15 protein-coding genes are annotated in these 14,057 nt (G+C 46.1%); 10 read left to right on the top strand and 5 right to left on the bottom strand.

Going from position 1 to position 14,057, the window contains the following annotated elements:
- Nucleotides 1–62: 62 nt before the first annotated feature.
- Entirely contained in the window at nucleotides 63–548 is a 486-nt protein-coding gene (locus H509_RS0105310) for a prolyl-tRNA synthetase associated domain-containing protein (RefSeq protein ID WP_028544167.1), read from the bottom strand.
- Nucleotides 549–619: 71 nt separating this feature from the next.
- Nucleotides 620–958, bottom strand: coding sequence for a DUF2627 domain-containing protein (locus H509_RS0105315; RefSeq protein ID WP_051286828.1), 339 nt, complete (start codon nucleotides 956–958; stop codon nucleotides 620–622).
- Between the two features lie 197 nt (nucleotides 959–1,155).
- Here H509_RS0105315 and lpdA point away from each other — a divergent pair, with 197 nt between their 5' ends.
- The 5 genes from lpdA (at nucleotide 1,156) to lipB (ending at nucleotide 7,207) form a co-directional block, all read left to right on the top strand.
- Entirely contained in the window at nucleotides 1,156–2,577 is a 1,422-nt protein-coding gene (gene lpdA / locus H509_RS0105320; RefSeq protein WP_028544169.1) for a dihydrolipoyl dehydrogenase, read from the top strand.
- Nucleotides 2,578–2,855: 278 nt separating this feature from the next.
- The gene (locus H509_RS0105325) at nucleotides 2,856–3,884 is read left to right on the top strand and encodes a thiamine pyrophosphate-dependent dehydrogenase E1 component subunit alpha (protein WP_028544170.1); all 1,029 of its coding nucleotides are present in this window, start codon (nucleotides 2,856–2,858) and stop codon (nucleotides 3,882–3,884) included.
- Nucleotides 3,884–4,867: an alpha-ketoacid dehydrogenase subunit beta gene (locus H509_RS0105330; protein WP_028544171.1), complete on the top strand. Its 984-nt coding sequence runs from the start codon at nucleotides 3,884–3,886 to the stop codon at nucleotides 4,865–4,867. The genes H509_RS0105325 and H509_RS0105330 overlap by 1 nt, the downstream gene beginning before the upstream one ends.
- 98 nt (nucleotides 4,868–4,965) lie before the next feature.
- Nucleotides 4,966–6,399 (top strand): dihydrolipoamide acetyltransferase family protein, encoded by a 1,434-nt coding sequence (locus H509_RS0105335; protein ID WP_028544172.1) that lies wholly within the window; start codon nucleotides 4,966–4,968, stop codon nucleotides 6,397–6,399.
- Nucleotides 6,400–6,460: 61 nt separating this feature from the next.
- On the top strand, nucleotides 6,461–7,207 hold the full coding sequence (gene lipB / locus H509_RS0105340; RefSeq protein WP_028544173.1) for a lipoyl(octanoyl) transferase LipB: 747 nt from the start codon (nucleotides 6,461–6,463) through the stop codon (nucleotides 7,205–7,207).
- A 105-nt stretch (nucleotides 7,208–7,312) separates the two neighbouring features.
- Here lipB and prli42 read toward each other — a convergent pair whose 3' ends face one another.
- A complete protein-coding gene (gene prli42, locus H509_RS27515; protein WP_157277469.1) occupies nucleotides 7,313–7,417 on the bottom strand; it encodes a stressosome-associated protein Prli42 in 105 nt (34 codons plus the stop codon).
- A 79-nt stretch (nucleotides 7,418–7,496) separates the two neighbouring features.
- Between prli42 and H509_RS0105350 the strand changes: the two genes are divergently transcribed.
- Nucleotides 7,497–8,627 carry a M20/M25/M40 family metallo-hydrolase gene (locus H509_RS0105350; protein WP_028544174.1) on the top strand — a complete coding sequence of 377 codons (1,131 nt, stop codon included), beginning with the start codon at nucleotides 7,497–7,499 and terminating at the stop codon, nucleotides 8,625–8,627.
- 145 nt (nucleotides 8,628–8,772) lie between these two features.
- On the opposite strand, the gene H509_RS0105355 is transcribed toward H509_RS0105350, so the two are convergent.
- The gene (locus H509_RS0105355; protein ID WP_028544175.1) at nucleotides 8,773–8,973 is read right to left on the bottom strand and encodes a hypothetical protein; all 201 of its coding nucleotides are present in this window, start codon (nucleotides 8,971–8,973) and stop codon (nucleotides 8,773–8,775) included.
- 175 nt (nucleotides 8,974–9,148) lie between these two features.
- On the opposite strand from H509_RS0105355, the gene H509_RS0105360 reads away from it, so the two are divergent.
- From H509_RS0105360 to fur, 4 genes are all read left to right on the top strand, one after another.
- A complete protein-coding gene (locus H509_RS0105360; RefSeq protein ID WP_028544176.1) occupies nucleotides 9,149–9,730 on the top strand; it encodes an NUDIX domain-containing protein in 582 nt (193 codons plus the stop codon).
- A 153-nt stretch (nucleotides 9,731–9,883) separates the two neighbouring features.
- Nucleotides 9,884–11,074, top strand: a complete 1,191-nt coding sequence (locus H509_RS0105365) for an endonuclease Q family protein (RefSeq protein WP_028544177.1) — start codon at nucleotides 9,884–9,886, stop codon at nucleotides 11,072–11,074.
- 156 nt (nucleotides 11,075–11,230) lie between these two features.
- Complete coding sequence (gene spoIIM / locus H509_RS0105370; protein ID WP_028544178.1) at nucleotides 11,231–11,866, top strand: stage II sporulation protein M; 636 nt, start codon at nucleotides 11,231–11,233, stop codon at nucleotides 11,864–11,866.
- An 84-nt stretch (nucleotides 11,867–11,950) separates the two neighbouring features.
- A complete protein-coding gene (fur, locus tag H509_RS0105375; RefSeq protein ID WP_028544179.1) occupies nucleotides 11,951–12,421 on the top strand; it encodes a ferric iron uptake transcriptional regulator in 471 nt (156 codons plus the stop codon).
- Nucleotides 12,422–12,538: 117 nt separating this feature from the next.
- Here the strand turns inward: fur and H509_RS0105380 are convergent, their stop codons facing one another.
- Nucleotides 12,539–13,909: a S8 family peptidase gene (locus H509_RS0105380; RefSeq protein ID WP_028544180.1), complete on the bottom strand. Its 1,371-nt coding sequence runs from the start codon at nucleotides 13,907–13,909 to the stop codon at nucleotides 12,539–12,541.
- Nucleotides 13,910–14,057: the final 148 nt, after the last annotated feature.

The following is a 14,057-nucleotide window of genomic DNA, read 5'->3' on the forward strand; positions in this document are numbered from 1 at the left end:
CAAGTCAGTACAAATTGACTGCTGGATGCCTCGTTTTTGTTAATGTTAAAAGTAGGAACGATTTAAATTTTAGCTACACGAACAGTGTTACCGTGCCTCTGTATAAGTCTTAGTAAATCCTCAATTGAAATCCAAATTGTTGCGGTATTTTCGTTTGGATGTATGCCAATGTTATTAAGTGGTAATAAATCCTCATCGATCATAACTTCGACTTTACGTTCGGTATCGTTTAGTACGCCCAAGGGTGTCACTGCGCCTTTATGCAAGCCAAGATAGTTAAACAGATCCTCTTCAGAAGCAAAGCTGAGTGGTCTTGAATTCAGTAGCGCGCGCAATTCCTTTAAATTTACCGTTTTATCTTTTTGAATGGTTAGTAAATAATAACTTCTTTTTTTATCGTCCCGAACAAATAGATTTTTCGCAACTTGATTGGCATTAGGCATTGCAAAACGATCCATTTCTTCGATCGTATACGCAGCGGGATGCTCCACGATGTCATAGCTAATACTCAATTGCTTAAGCAACTCCAAGATTTCTGTTTTGTTCATGTTGTTCACCTGTCTTTATGATTGTATATTCTCGAATAAGCTAATTACTTATTGGACAGCCATTGGTTATGTTATTCCTCTTGTGAAGCGGCGGCCCTGGATTGAGCAGCTGACGCCCGCCCAATCGGACGAGGCTTTTTGTCCCGAAAGCGAGGGGCGACATAATTATGTTTCTTGTCGCGAAAGAAAATCCAACCTCCGATAAACGAAACGCCGATTGCAAACAAGAGTAAGCCAAATAAAAAGGAAAGCCACTCGAAAGTAGGAGACACGATTGTGCTGTTGCCATTATCCGCTATGTAATGGAAGATAGCGTTTTTCATTTGTAAAAAGCCGATAGTGGCCAGCACTCCAGGAACAACTAATAACAAGATGGCGATAAATCTGGAAATCGTAGTCCTTATGCTCATGCGTTATTCCATCCTTCTGTCTGAATAGTCCAATTCTCTCCATATTTTACCTTGAAATAAGGACGTTGTCTAATCCCATTCATTCGGACGCGCCTGTTGTCGTTATAGGTGGTGGTTGGTTTGGCGAGAAATAAAATAAGTTGTACAATAGGGCTATATGCAGCATTATCGATCGTAACGGGGAGTGGATATGTCAAATGACCAAACAAGTGGATGTCGCCATATTAGGTGGCGGTACAGGTGGTTACATTGCAGCAATTGCTGCTGCACAGGCTGGGCATCAAGTGGTTGTTGTGGAACGAGACCGTCTTGGAGGGACGTGCCTGCATCGAGGGTGCATACCAAGTAAGGCGCTGCTTCGTAGTGCAGAAGTATACGCGCAAGCACGTGAGAGTGAACGATTTGGTATACATATGGAAGGCATAACCTATAACTTTGAGCGTGTACAATCACGCAAACAAGAAATCGTAGACCAGCTTCATCGTGGTGTTCAATACTTAATGAAGAAACATCATATTGAAGTGATTTATGGAAATGGCCGTGTGATGGGCCCTTCTATTTTCTCACCGCAGAGCGGATCAGTAGCGGTTGAATTGGAAGAAGGCGAGTCGGTTACAATCGTTCCCAAATACCTCATCATTGCTACGGGTTCACGGCCGCGTATTTTGCCAGGATTGGAGCCTGACGGCAACGCTGTTGCAACGAGTGACGAAGCATTGGAATGGAGCAGCTTGCCTCAAAGCGTTGCGATCGTGGGCGGCGGCGTAATTGGCGTGGAATGGGCCTCTCTGCTAGTTGACTTTGGTGTGGACGTAACCGTAATTGAAGCAGGACCGCGTCTATTGCCAACAGAGGATAAGGAAGTATCCAAAGAGATGGAACGTTTGTTGAAGAAACGTGGGGTTCGTATTCATACTAACACTACTGTAGGTCATGACGGTGTTCTGAAAGCGGATGATTGCGTACAATTGTTGCTCAACAAAAAGGACGAGCCGATCTCCCTAACAGTGGAACGAGTGCTTGTATCGGTCGGGCGTCAAGCTAACGTTGAACATATAGGGTTAGAAAATACGAATGTTCGTATTGAGAATGGTTTTATTAAAGTGAATGAATGGATGCAGACACAGGAGCCTCACATTTATGCAATAGGTGACTGTATTGGCGGTTTGCAACTAGCACATGCTGCTTCTGCTGAAGGACTTGCAGCTGTGAAACATTTCAGCGGTGAATTTCAATCGCCATTATCTGAACATACGATTCCCAAATGTATCTATTCGCGGCCGGAAGCCGCGTCGATCGGAATGACGGAAGAACAGGCGCGAGAAGCAGGGCTTGACGTTGTGACAGGGAAAATTCCTTTTAAAGCGATTGGCAAAGCTATCGTGCAGGGAGAAACTGATGGATTTGTAAAAGTTGTCATTAACAGCCTGACGCAGGATCTGGTAGGCGTACATATTGTAGGGCCGCACGCGACAGAACTGATAGGTGAAGCTTCACTTGCACAATTGCTCGATGCCTCGCCTTGGGAGCTGGGACAAGTGATACATGCCCATCCATCGTTGTCCGAAATTATGAGCGAAGCCATGCTTGCTGCCGAAAATAAGTCTTTAGTGATGTAAGGTAAAGGATAGTAACAGATCGGTGAAAACAGGCTTCGTTGGTTGTGTGAGGAATGAAGTTTTCTTTTTTAAAATGTCGGAGTATAATGGATTTAGGCTCAAGTCTTAGTACCTGGTATTAGTTCCAGCCATAAGTACAACAAGATGCTGTATAAGCTGGGCTATTTTAGCTGTGGTTGCATGAGCTTATCATATCCAGAAAGAGAGCCCTGTTAATTCTAGTTTCGGCTAGCAAGGGAATAATAAAGCTACGGCTTGAATAAAGGGAGGAATACTCCATGACACCAGAAACTTCGGTTCGTCAACAAACGAAGCATGAACAGGTTGGTCTAACGGATGCGCAGGCAGTTGAGATGTACAAGATGATGCTGCTTGCACGCAAATTTGATGAGCGTGGCATTTTGTTGCAGCGCTCGGGCAAGATTACGTTTCACATATCAGGTATAGGTCAAGAAACGGCTCAAGTCGCTTCCGCTTTTGCGCTTGATCGCGAGCGTGACTACTATTTGCCTTATTACAGAGATTATGGATTTGTGCTCTCCGTTGGTCTTACGGTTAAAGATTTGCTGCTGGCCTCTTTTGCGAAAGCAGAAGATATTAGCAGTGGTGGTCGCCAGATGCCAGCGCACTTTGGTGCGAAGCGTCACCGCATCGTCACGAGTTCAAGTCCCGTAACGACACAAGTGCCACACGCTGTAGGCATTGCACTGGCAGCTAAAATGCGCAAGCAGGATATCGTTTCGTTTGTTACTTTTGGAGAAGGCTCAAGCAATCAGGGTGATTTCCATGAAGGCTGTAACTTTGCAGGCGTGCATAAATTGCCTGTCATTATTATGTGTGAGAACAATCAATATGCCATATCTGTACCGTTCTCCAAACAATCGGCTGGACAGATTAGTGACCGCGCCATTGGTTACGGGTTCCCAGGGGTGCAAGTAGACGGAACGGACCCATTAGAAGTGTACCGTGTCGTCAAGGAAGCTCGTGCCCGAGCGGTACGTGGAGAAGGACCTACATTAATTGAAGCAATGATGTATCGAATTGCTCCGCACTCTACATCAGACAATGACTTGGCTTACCGCTCAAAGGAAGAAGTGGATTTACATCGCGAGCGTGACGGCTTGCCTCGTTATCGTCAGTATTTGATCGAATGCGGCTTGTGGTCGGAAGAGCAGGATGCTGCACTCGTGAAGGAACTGCAAGCTCATATCAATGAGGCGACAAAATATGCCGAAGAAGCACCTTATCCGCAGCCGGAGGATACGTACACACATGTGTATGCACAGTCAGAGGAGGGTCGCAGCTAATGGCAGTTATAGAATATATTGATGCCATTCGATTGGCAATGAAAGAAGAAATGGAACGCGACGAAGAAGTGTTTGTACTGGGTGAGGATGTGGGCCTGAAAGGCGGCGTGTTTACGACGACAAAAGGCTTGTATGAACAATTTGGCGAGCAGCGTGCTATCGATACGCCGCTCGCGGAGTCTGCCATTGCAGGCGTGGCGATAGGTGCAGCTATGGTAGGCATGAAGCCAATTGCCGAAATGCAATACTCAGACTTTATGTTCCCGGCTGCGAACCAGATTATAAGCGAAGCGGCCAAAATCCGTTACCGTTCAAATAACGATTGGAGCTGTCCGGTCGTAATTCGTGCGCCAATTGGTGGCGGTATATTTGGCGGTCTATATCATTCACAGTGTCCGGAGTCTGTATTTTTTGGTACGCCAGGTCTCAAAATTGTCGCGCCATTTACAGCTTATGATGCTAAAGGGCTGCTCAAGGCGGCGGTACGTGACCCTGACCCGGTCATTTTCTTTGAACACAAGAAATGTTACCGTATGATTTCAGGCGAGGTACCAGAGACGGATTACGTCGTTCCAATCGGGAAAGCGAATGTGCTCCGAGAAGGAACGGATATTACAGTTATCGGATATAGTTTGCCGCTTCATTTTGCTTTAGAAGCAGCGGAGGAGCTGGCGAAGGAAGGCATTAGCGCTCATATTCTCGATCTTCGTACCATTCAGCCGCTTGACCGCGAATCCATCTTAGAAGCTGTAGCCAAGACAGGAAAAGTTCTGATTATTCATGAAGATAACAAGACGGGCGGTGTAGGAGCAGAAGTAGCTGCCATTATCGCTGAGGAGCTCTTGTTTGAGCTTGATGCACCAATTATGCGCCTTTGTGGTCCTGACGTTCCTGCGATGCCGATCAGTCCCCCGCTTGAGCGTACCTTTATGCTTAACAAAGATAAAGTGAAAGCAGCGATGCATCAGCTCGCGATATTCTAGTTCGGGTGTATGCTTGCCTGTATAACACAGCAATAACGATGCGTAGCGGCGGTACGGGTAGTTCCCGTACCGCGCGTTAGCGATAGGAGTGAATGTGGATGTCCGGAAACGGAATGGGGAAGGATGTAGTCATGCCGCAGCTTGCGGAATCGTTAGTATCGGCTACAATCGGCAAATGGTTAAAGCAGCCAGGAGAAGCAATCGAGGCCTACGAACCGATATGTGAGGTTATTACGGACAAGGTGATGGCTGAAATTCCCGCTACTGAAGCGGGGATTATGCGGGAAATTATAGCTCAGGAAGGTGAGACCGTTCAAGTTGGAGCGGTTATTTGTCGTATGGATTACGGCGTAGATGAGGTCGTAAGTACAACCGCTGCTGTTCGTGATGAGCGACCAGCTTCTGGTGTGTCCGAGCCAGCAGTGCCTGCTCAAGGACAAGAGATGCGTAACCGGTACTCTCCGGCTGTGCAGCGCCTTGCTCAAGAACATGGCATTCAGTTAAACGATGTGCCTGGGACTGGACTTGGCGGGCGTATTACACGTAAAGATGTAATCCAGTTTGTTGAAAATCAGCAAGCGGTTGCGGTATCTGTGCCGGCTGTTTCAGCTGCTGCGTTCGCTCAGCCAAGCAACTTGGGGGCAGAGCAGGGCACGCGTGGGTCTACAGTCAATACGGACTCAGCACAGCAGCCACCAGTCGCTCAACCATCGGCAGCAGCACAGGTGACTCCAAGCAGCAATGTGCATAATGGACCTGTTCGTACGACGGGAATACATCTTTCTGAAAATCCTCGTCTGCCAACGATTGAGATTGATAATGGTCAATCAGGCCGCGGCGAGTATTTGATTGACGTCACACCGATTCGTAGTACGATTGCTCGTAATATGAGACAAAGCGTATCGGAGATACCTCATGCATGGACGATGATTGAGGTCGATGTGACCAATCTGGTCCAGCTTCGAAATAAATTAAAAAATGAATTTATGCGTAATGAGGGCATTAACTTAACCTACTTGGCTTTTGTGCTTAAAGCTGTTGTGAATGCCATTAAGGATTATCCGATCATGAACTCGGTTTGGGCCGTAGATAAAATTATCGTGAAGCGGGACATTAATATTTCACTTGCGGTAGGTACGGAAGATTCCGTCATCACGCCGGTTATTAAGAAAGCTGATCAGAAAAATATTGCCGGCTTGGCACGTGAAGTGGAAGAGCTAGCCCGTAAGACGCGTGAAGGTAAGCTTAAGCTTGATGATTTGCAAGGAGGAACCTTTACGATTAACAATACGGGGTCGTTTGGTTCAATTTCTTCTTACCCGATTATCAACTACCCGCAGGCAGCGATTCTTACGTTTGAATCTATTGTCAAGAAACCGGTCGTTATTAATGATATGATTGCTGTTCGTTCGATGGCTAACATGTGTATGTCATTAGACCATCGTATTTTAGACGGTGTAATTTGCGGACGTTTCTTGCAGCGTGTGAAAGAAAACCTGGAAGGGTTTGATCTTGAAACGAAAGTTTATTAATGGCATGCTATACAGTGGAGCATGAGGATGTCAGATAGATAGAAAGAAAGTGTGAGCGGCTATGGATGAACAGCAGGTACAATCAGTTGGAACTGATGGCAATGAACTAAAGCAGCTTGTCGTACATACGTTTGACAGGCTGGACTATAAGCAGGCTTGGGATATGCAGAAGCAAGTGGTGCGTGCGGTGGATGAGGGGACACGTTCAGATACATTGTTCCTGTTGGAGCATCCGCCTACCTATACGATTGGTTCACAGCGTCACCCTGAGCATCTGCTGCTGTCGCCTGAACAGTTAAAGCAGCGTGGCATTCAAGTGTATGAGATTGACCGCGGCGGTGATATTACTTATCACGGGCCTGGACAATTGGTAGGTTATCCGATACTGCTGTTGGATGGTCAGCGGCTTGACTTGCATGGCTACTTACGTAATCTGGAAGAAGTCATTATCCGCTACTTAGCGTCATTTGGTCTCTTGGGCAGTCGTAAGCCAGAGTTTACAGGTGTCTGGGTCGGAGAAACGAAGATCGCAGCTATTGGCGTTAAGTTTAACAAGTGCCGCCGTCATCGTGGTTTTGTAACGAGTCATGGGTTTGCTTTTAATATTAAAAGTGGGATTCAGTATGAGGGATTTACCGGAATTGTACCTTGTGGCATTCAACAATATGGCGTTACCTCGCTGGAAGATGTAACCGGTCAGACGTTTACGGTGCAACAAGTGGGTGCGCAATTGTTGCCTTACTTCGTTGAAGTATTTGGGTATGATCAGGCCGTTAATGAGACTTGGTCTGAGTTAGCACTTAGTTAGCAGAACAGACGAACACGAGCCATGCTTTATGCATGGCTCGTCCGTCATTGTTGCGGTGGATATTCTATATCCGATACTTTACTTGTAGTGGGGTTGACTGGCTGATTAAAGTCCGTATAAGAAGGGTTCAACCAGTACGAACAAGGTAGAAGCTACCATGGCGATAAGCATAAGATAAACTATGATGCGGAACCAGCGCTTTTTATTCATGGATGTAAGGCACTCCTTTCTCGTACAGAACGTTCATTAATTCTATTCTAACGAAATTCAAGTCAGGAGGAAAGTCAATATGGTACAGCAGCAGCGTTTAATCCAACATTTTTTGCAATTGATTCAGGTAGACAGTGAGACGAAATACGAGCGGAACATTTGTGATCTATTAAAAAAGCAGTTCAGTGAGCTGGGCCTGGAAGTGGTGGAGGACGATACGACAGCAGCGACGGGGCACGGCGCTGGCAACTTGATTGTCACTTGGCCGGCATCAACTGGACAAGAACAAACGAAGCGCTTATTTTTTACTTCTCATATGGACACTGTTACGCCAGGCAAAGGAATTAAGCCGATTGTAGATGAGGATGGCATGATTCATAGCGATGGCACAACCATTTTGGGATCAGATGATAAGGCAGGGCTCGCAGCGATGTTTGAAGCGATTCGTGTCATTCAAGAAAATGACATCCCGCACGGGCAAATCCAATTCGTTATTACGGTTGGCGAGGAATCGGGACTTCAGGGTGCACGCGCGATGGATGCCAGCTATTTGCAAGCAGATCTTGGTTATGCGCTTGATTCCAATGGAGAAGTTGGATCGATTGCCGTTGCGGCACCTGCCCAAGCGAAAATCCAGATGGAGATTTACGGCAAGTCCGCTCATGCAGGTGTAAATCCTGAAGACGGAATTAGTGCTATTCAAGTTGCTGGCAAAGCGATAGCTCGTATGTCGCTTGGCCGTATCGATCACGAAACGACAGCTAACATCGGTCGCTTTGAAGGTGGCGGTGCAACTAATATTGTGACAGATTATGTCAAGCTTGACGCGGAAGCACGCAGTATTGTGCAAGAAAAGGTGGAGCAACAGGTTGCTTCGATGAAAGAGGCGCTCGAATCGGCTGCTGCTGACTTTGGTGCACGAGCTGTTTTTGAGAGCAAGCTTATGTATCCTGGGTTTTACTTTGAAGAAGGGGATGAAGTGGTACAGCTTGCTGCACGTGCAATCGAAGGACTTGGTTTGAGCACACGAGTATTTCATTCCGGAGGCGGCAGTGATGCCAATATCTTTAACGGTTTTGGCGTTCCGACGGTGAATTTGGCAGTTGGTTACTTGGATATTCATACGACCAAGGAAAGAATTCATAGTGATGATCTCGTGAAAACGGCTCAATTGGTTGTGGCCATCATTAAAGAAGCAAGTAAATCGTAATCGTCCTTTATTTGACTTAACAAATATTTGACCTAACAAACACAAACTGTATTCGTTCGAAATTAAAGAAAGCCGTCTGCTCTAATATGAAGAGGGGACGGCTTCTTAAACAACGATCTAGTTTTTACAATGGGAGCTGGCTTATCTACACGGAACGTAGGCTAACCGGTGCTGATTGTGGTGCAGACGAACGAAGTTGATAATCGGTACAACTATATTGTAAGGCGTCCACCAGTCTGACATCTGTCCCCATCTTTAAGAGCAATCGTCGAAGTGCAGCTTGTATTTCAGTGCTTGTCCCGCTTAACCACAACTGCTGCTTATTATGACCCATTTTAATAGACATGTGAGGATCTTCCTTTCTGTAAAAGGCTGCTACAATGCTTGGTCGAGTCGGACAACTTTGCTTTGATATAATGAATATGTGCATCTCTTTACAGATATGCATGTAATAACAAAAATGAACGTATGAAATAGAATGTTTCGTATACCTATGTGCAATTAAGAAGGGAGATAACAAGATGAGCAAACATGATTCGAATTTTGCCGACAGCCCGTTGTTTGAGGAAGTGACGCTGGAGACCAAGTCAATATTTAAAGGTAACATCATTTCGTTGGAGGTAGATACCGTTACACTTCCAGACGGATCACAGGCAACCCGTGAAATTGTTAGGCATCCTGGTGCAGTCGCTGTGCTTGCAATTCAGGATGAGAAGATGGTTGTAGTGGAGCAATATCGGAAGCCGCTTGGCAAATCGCAAGTTGAAATTCCGGCTGGAAAGTTGGATGCAGGAGAGCGGCCAGAAGATGCGGCTAGACGTGAATTAGAAGAGGAAACAGGCTATAAGACGGAAACGCTTGTTCATTTAGGATCATTTTATACGTCACCAGGCTTTGCTGATGAGATTATTCATTTATATGCGGCTGAACAGTTGATTGCAGGTGAGATGCATACGGATGAGGATGAGTTTCTGGAAGTGAGTGCGCTAACACTAACGGAAGCTTATGACGCGATTAGAGCGGGACGGATTAGCGATGCCAAAACGATAAACGCAGTCTACGCTTGGCAGCTCCGTCAATTGACAGGGAAATGGCCTGTTTAATTGTGAATGTGAATTAACTAAGTGTATGAGTATATGAACGTATGAATTTGCTGGTACATGAATGCGCAAATGCGCGGGTGTATGAATGAATAAACGAATAAATGCATAGATGAATATAGGATTAAATTATAAAAATATTAGCAGGATGAGCAGATGACAGCGAACAAAACAGATTTAACAACGTATTATGGCGATTTTCATATCCATATTGGCGCGACATCTGATGGTGTGCCTGTCAAAATAAGTGGTAGCCGCAACTTGACATTTGAAGCGATCGCTCGTGAGGCATCAGAACGCAAGGGGCTACAGCTCATCGGCATTATCGATTGTCATGCTCCTGGTGTGCTGGCTGATATAGAACGATTGCTGGACAGTGGTGAAATGCAAGAACACGCCGATGGTGGTATACGTTATGGTCAGACGACGATTATTTTAGGAACAGAAATTGAGTTCAAGGAACATGGGCGTGGTGCCGCTCATGTTTTGTGTTACTTGCCGAGCTTTGATGCGATGAAGCACTTTTCGACGTGGATGTCACAATATGTTCGTAATATGAATTTATCCACTCAAAGAAATTATGCGCGGATAACGGATATTCAGGAAGAAACGGCAGCGCATGGCGGCGTATTTATTCCTGCCCACGTGTTTACACCACATAAAAGCTTGTATGGAAGTTGCGCGGATCGTATGTGTGATGTGTTGGATATGTCGTTAATCGATGGCATTGAGGTGGGATTGAGTGCGGACAGTAAGATGGCATCCTACATAAAGGAATTGGATGGATATCATTTCCTGACCAATTCAGATGCTCATTCCTTAAACAAAATTGCACGAGAATATAATGCGCTAAATTTGGCATTGCCCACTTTTAAAGAATGGGTGATGGCACTTAGAGCTAACGAGGGGAGAGGTATCAAAGCTAATTACGGTCTTGATCCTAGACTAGGCAAATATCATCAGACGACGTGTGTAGAAGGACATTATCAGCCAAACAAACGACAGAAGTGTGAAATATGCGGAACGAGCCGATTTATCGCCGGTGTTTCTGACAGAATTGCAGAACTTGCAGATCGGAGCGAGACAGAAGCAGAACAATTTGCAGCGATGCGTGCGCCTTACTATCATCAGATTCCGTTGGAATACATTCCAGGTGTTGGTCCTAAAACGCTAACCAAACTGCTCTCCCAATTCGGGACGGAGATGAACGTCCTCCATCAAGCAACAGAAGAGGAGTTGGCGGCAGTGGTTGGAGCGGATACTGCGAAGCGTATCCATGTGGCTAGGGGAGGCGATATAGAAATTGCAAATGGCGGCGGAGGAAAGTATGGAAGAGTAACGCTTTAAATTCATCTATCTTATTTGCATGCGTTTTTATAACGCATTCGATTGAAGGTACAGGTAAGTGTAGAGAGACAAGCAGTCATACCCTTAAGCAGCACAGCATACAATGGGAACGAATGAGAGTTGTGCTGATGCTTGTTGTGAAAGGGGAAGATTTCTATGCCTGCGATGATGCCTAATGTCCGCCAGCATCTCCATCTGTATATTTTTGTATCCGTCATTTTTGCAATAGGTATCGTGTTCGGAGCCCTCTTGGTTAATACGCTTACGTTCGAACAGCAGCAGGAATTGTCAAGGCATTTAAATCAAGCGTTTATTAGTGTGGCACAACATGCGGATGAAACGACTTTTCTTGGAACGTTATGGTCGTATTGGCGCTGGGTGTTTTTGATTGCCTTATTTGGTCTTTCCATTATCGGTTTTCCGCTTGTTCTGATTATGGACTTTGCTAAAGGAGTGCTGGTTGGCTTTACAATCGGAACGTTGGTGGGACAATATTCCTGGAAAGGTGTAATCATAGCGTTAATTACGGTTGCGCCGCAAAATGCAATTGCAATTCCGTTGCTGTTGATCGCTAGCGTCTCGTCCATTTCGATCGCCCTCTATATTATGAAAAATCGACTTTTTGTGCAGCGTATGAAATCGCTGCGAGACCCGTTTCTTCATTATGCAACGGTCCAAGTAGGGGCTGGTATTGGCATGGTGGTAGTAGCAGCGATCGTAACGTGGATCAGTCCTGCGCTGATGAATTGGGTGTCGGCACTTATTCAGCCTGGGATTGCGTTTAACTTATAGCTAAAAGATTTGACACTACTTGCGTTTCCCCCCTATAATAATAGAAGTGAGTCGAATTGCGGCTAGGCGGCAAGGGGGGAGACCATGGAAGCGCGGATTGATAAGATTAAACAACAGCTGCAATCCCAAGGATACAAGCTGACACCGCAGCGTGAAGCTACAGTGCGTGTCCTATTAGAGAACGAGGAAGATCATCTTAGCGCAGAAGATGTGTTTATGCTCGTTAAGGAGAAAGCGCCCGAAATCGGTCTTGCCACCGTGTATCGTACACTAGAGCTGTTAAGTGAACTGCATGTAGTTCAGAAGCTGAACTTTGGTGATGGCGTAGCGCGCTATGATTTGCGCGGGGACAATACGAAGCACCATCATCATCATTTAATATGCGTCCAATGTGGATCGATGCAAGAGATCTTGGACGATTGGCTTGGTCCGTTGGAAGAGCGGTTAGAGAAGGAATTCCAATTTCAAGTCATCGATCACCGTCTTGATTTCCAAGGCATTTGCAAGAAATGTCAGGAGAAAGAGAAAGATCAACAAGCAGACCAGCAACTGTAACTTTTGAATTGAATTCCGTCCCTATTGACGGTCAACCTATACGAAGAGCCCCAGACGCAGAGCTGAGGCTCTTTTCGTTGTGTTGTAGTACCGCAGTACTTCCTGCTTCGATGAGCATTATTTCCTTGATTGTCGACTTAATCGTTGTAGATTGTGAGCCGAAGTTCGTACGAGAGCTTCTATACGCTTGCTTTGGAGGCGCCGTCTATTCCGTTGCCTGACTGCACCAGCTCCGGTTCGCTTGCTCGAAGCAGCGGCCATGCTATGCTCAGGCAAAGCAGGGGGCGTTGTACGTCGTCTTAGCGCTGGAACTAGCGGTCTGCGCTTGGTGACATTGCTCTTCATGGCGGCTCTTACAGCCAGTTTGGCGTCCACTAGGCCGTGTCCTTCTGAACGGTTGTTATAGCCCTTCAAATGATGTGCAGTAGACATTATGATCGTTCGCACTTGATCAGGGCCAAGTGCAGGATTTAATTGCAGCATAAGCGCCACGGTACCCGTTACGTGAGGAGCGGCCATGGATGTGCCAGAATCTATGGATAAACCTTGCTTATTATTTGTAGAGACGATGTCAACGCCTGGAGCTGTAATATCGATTCCTTTACCGCGACTGCTGAACTCGGCAATTTGTCCTTTCTTGTCGGAGGCAGCCACAGCAATCGTTTCATGATAAAGGGCGGGCGCATCAATCGTAAGGTTATCGGGACCGCTGTTGCCGGCAGAAGCGATGATCACGATTCCTCTGCGATGAGCTCTGCGAATAGAAGCGTGCAACGAATCGCTTGGACCATCAAGGCCAAGGCTCATATTAATGATGTTCATATTTTGCGCAATACACCACTCGATCCCTTCGACAATATCCGAGACAAAACCGTCACCTTTTTCATCCAACGCTTTAATCGCATATAAGGAAACTTGTGGAGCGACACCATAGGGCAGCCTGCTCTTTCCCAGACCCGCTATAGTGCCTGCAACATGAGTGCCATGCCCATTGTCATCTTTGTACGAGGAATCACGTTTAATTGTATTTATACCGCCTGCGATTCGAAGATCCGGATGTGGTGATATCCCTGTGTCCAGTACGCCCACCTTAATACCTCTACCTTTCGCACGAGGCCACACTGAGGGTGCATGCACAGCTGTAACTCCCCAAGGATAATGGTGCTGTTGAAATTGATTGCTGCTGATTTCTTCAGTGGGTGCTTGCAGTTGAAAGGGTGCAGCATGCGTATGAACGAGCACATCTGTCTCGACTCGTTTAATACTTGGATGGTGGAGCAAGTCTTGTATTGATATGTCCTGATCCAAGTGACAACAAACCATGTTAGCTTTAGCCACTTGTTTGACGGGGGTAATCCCTTGCTTCGTCAGTACTTTAACGCAGTTTTCATAGCTTTTGCGGTCTTTCAAAATGATCATTTTACGGACAGTTTGGCTGCTCGGCTTGCTGTGGATCACCGCTGTGAGCATTCGTGATAATTGGCGCATCCGGCTAATCCTCCACTCTACATGCGTACTTGCGCAAAAATATATACGTTCTATATCTTATGTGACAAGAGCGGAACGGTGAGTAAACCGACGTTTTCTTGCTGCTGAGCAGCAAACCCAACGCATATTGGAACCCTCTCCTTCATAC

Origin of the sequence: Paenibacillus taiwanensis DSM 18679, assembly GCF_000425125.1 — a bacterium.
GTDB classification, from domain to species: domain Bacteria; phylum Bacillota; class Bacilli; order Paenibacillales; family Paenibacillaceae; genus Paenibacillus_B; species Paenibacillus_B taiwanensis.

Coding starts and splice junctions, on each gene's coding strand:
- H509_RS0105315 (WP_051286828.1), bottom strand. CDS start 958: ATGAGCATAAGGACTACGATTTCCAGATTTATCGCCATCTTGTTATTA.
- H509_RS0105330 (WP_028544171.1), top strand. CDS start 3,884: ATGGCAGTTATAGAATATATTGATGCCATTCGATTGGCAATGAAAGAA.
- H509_RS0105325 (WP_028544170.1), top strand. CDS start 2,856: ATGACACCAGAAACTTCGGTTCGTCAACAAACGAAGCATGAACAGGTT.
- H509_RS0105355 (WP_028544175.1), bottom strand. CDS start 8,973: ATGTCTATTAAAATGGGTCATAATAAGCAGCAGTTGTGGTTAAGCGGG.
- lipB (WP_028544173.1), top strand. CDS start 6,461: ATGGATGAACAGCAGGTACAATCAGTTGGAACTGATGGCAATGAACTA.
- H509_RS0105365 (WP_028544177.1), top strand. CDS start 9,884: ATGACAGCGAACAAAACAGATTTAACAACGTATTATGGCGATTTTCAT.
- lpdA (WP_028544169.1), top strand. CDS start 1,156: ATGACCAAACAAGTGGATGTCGCCATATTAGGTGGCGGTACAGGTGGT.
- H509_RS0105310 (WP_028544167.1), bottom strand. CDS start 548: ATGAACAAAACAGAAATCTTGGAGTTGCTTAAGCAATTGAGTATTAGC.
- H509_RS0105350 (WP_028544174.1), top strand. CDS start 7,497: ATGGTACAGCAGCAGCGTTTAATCCAACATTTTTTGCAATTGATTCAG.
- H509_RS0105380 (WP_028544180.1), bottom strand. CDS start 13,909: ATGCGCCAATTATCACGAATGCTCACAGCGGTGATCCACAGCAAGCCG.
- H509_RS0105335 (WP_028544172.1), top strand. CDS start 4,966: ATGTCCGGAAACGGAATGGGGAAGGATGTAGTCATGCCGCAGCTTGCG.
- fur (WP_028544179.1), top strand. CDS start 11,951: ATGGAAGCGCGGATTGATAAGATTAAACAACAGCTGCAATCCCAAGGA.
- H509_RS0105360 (WP_028544176.1), top strand. CDS start 9,149: ATGAGCAAACATGATTCGAATTTTGCCGACAGCCCGTTGTTTGAGGAA.
- prli42 (WP_157277469.1), bottom strand. CDS start 7,417: ATGAATAAAAAGCGCTGGTTCCGCATCATAGTTTATCTTATGCTTATC.
- spoIIM (WP_028544178.1), top strand. CDS start 11,231: ATGCCTGCGATGATGCCTAATGTCCGCCAGCATCTCCATCTGTATATT.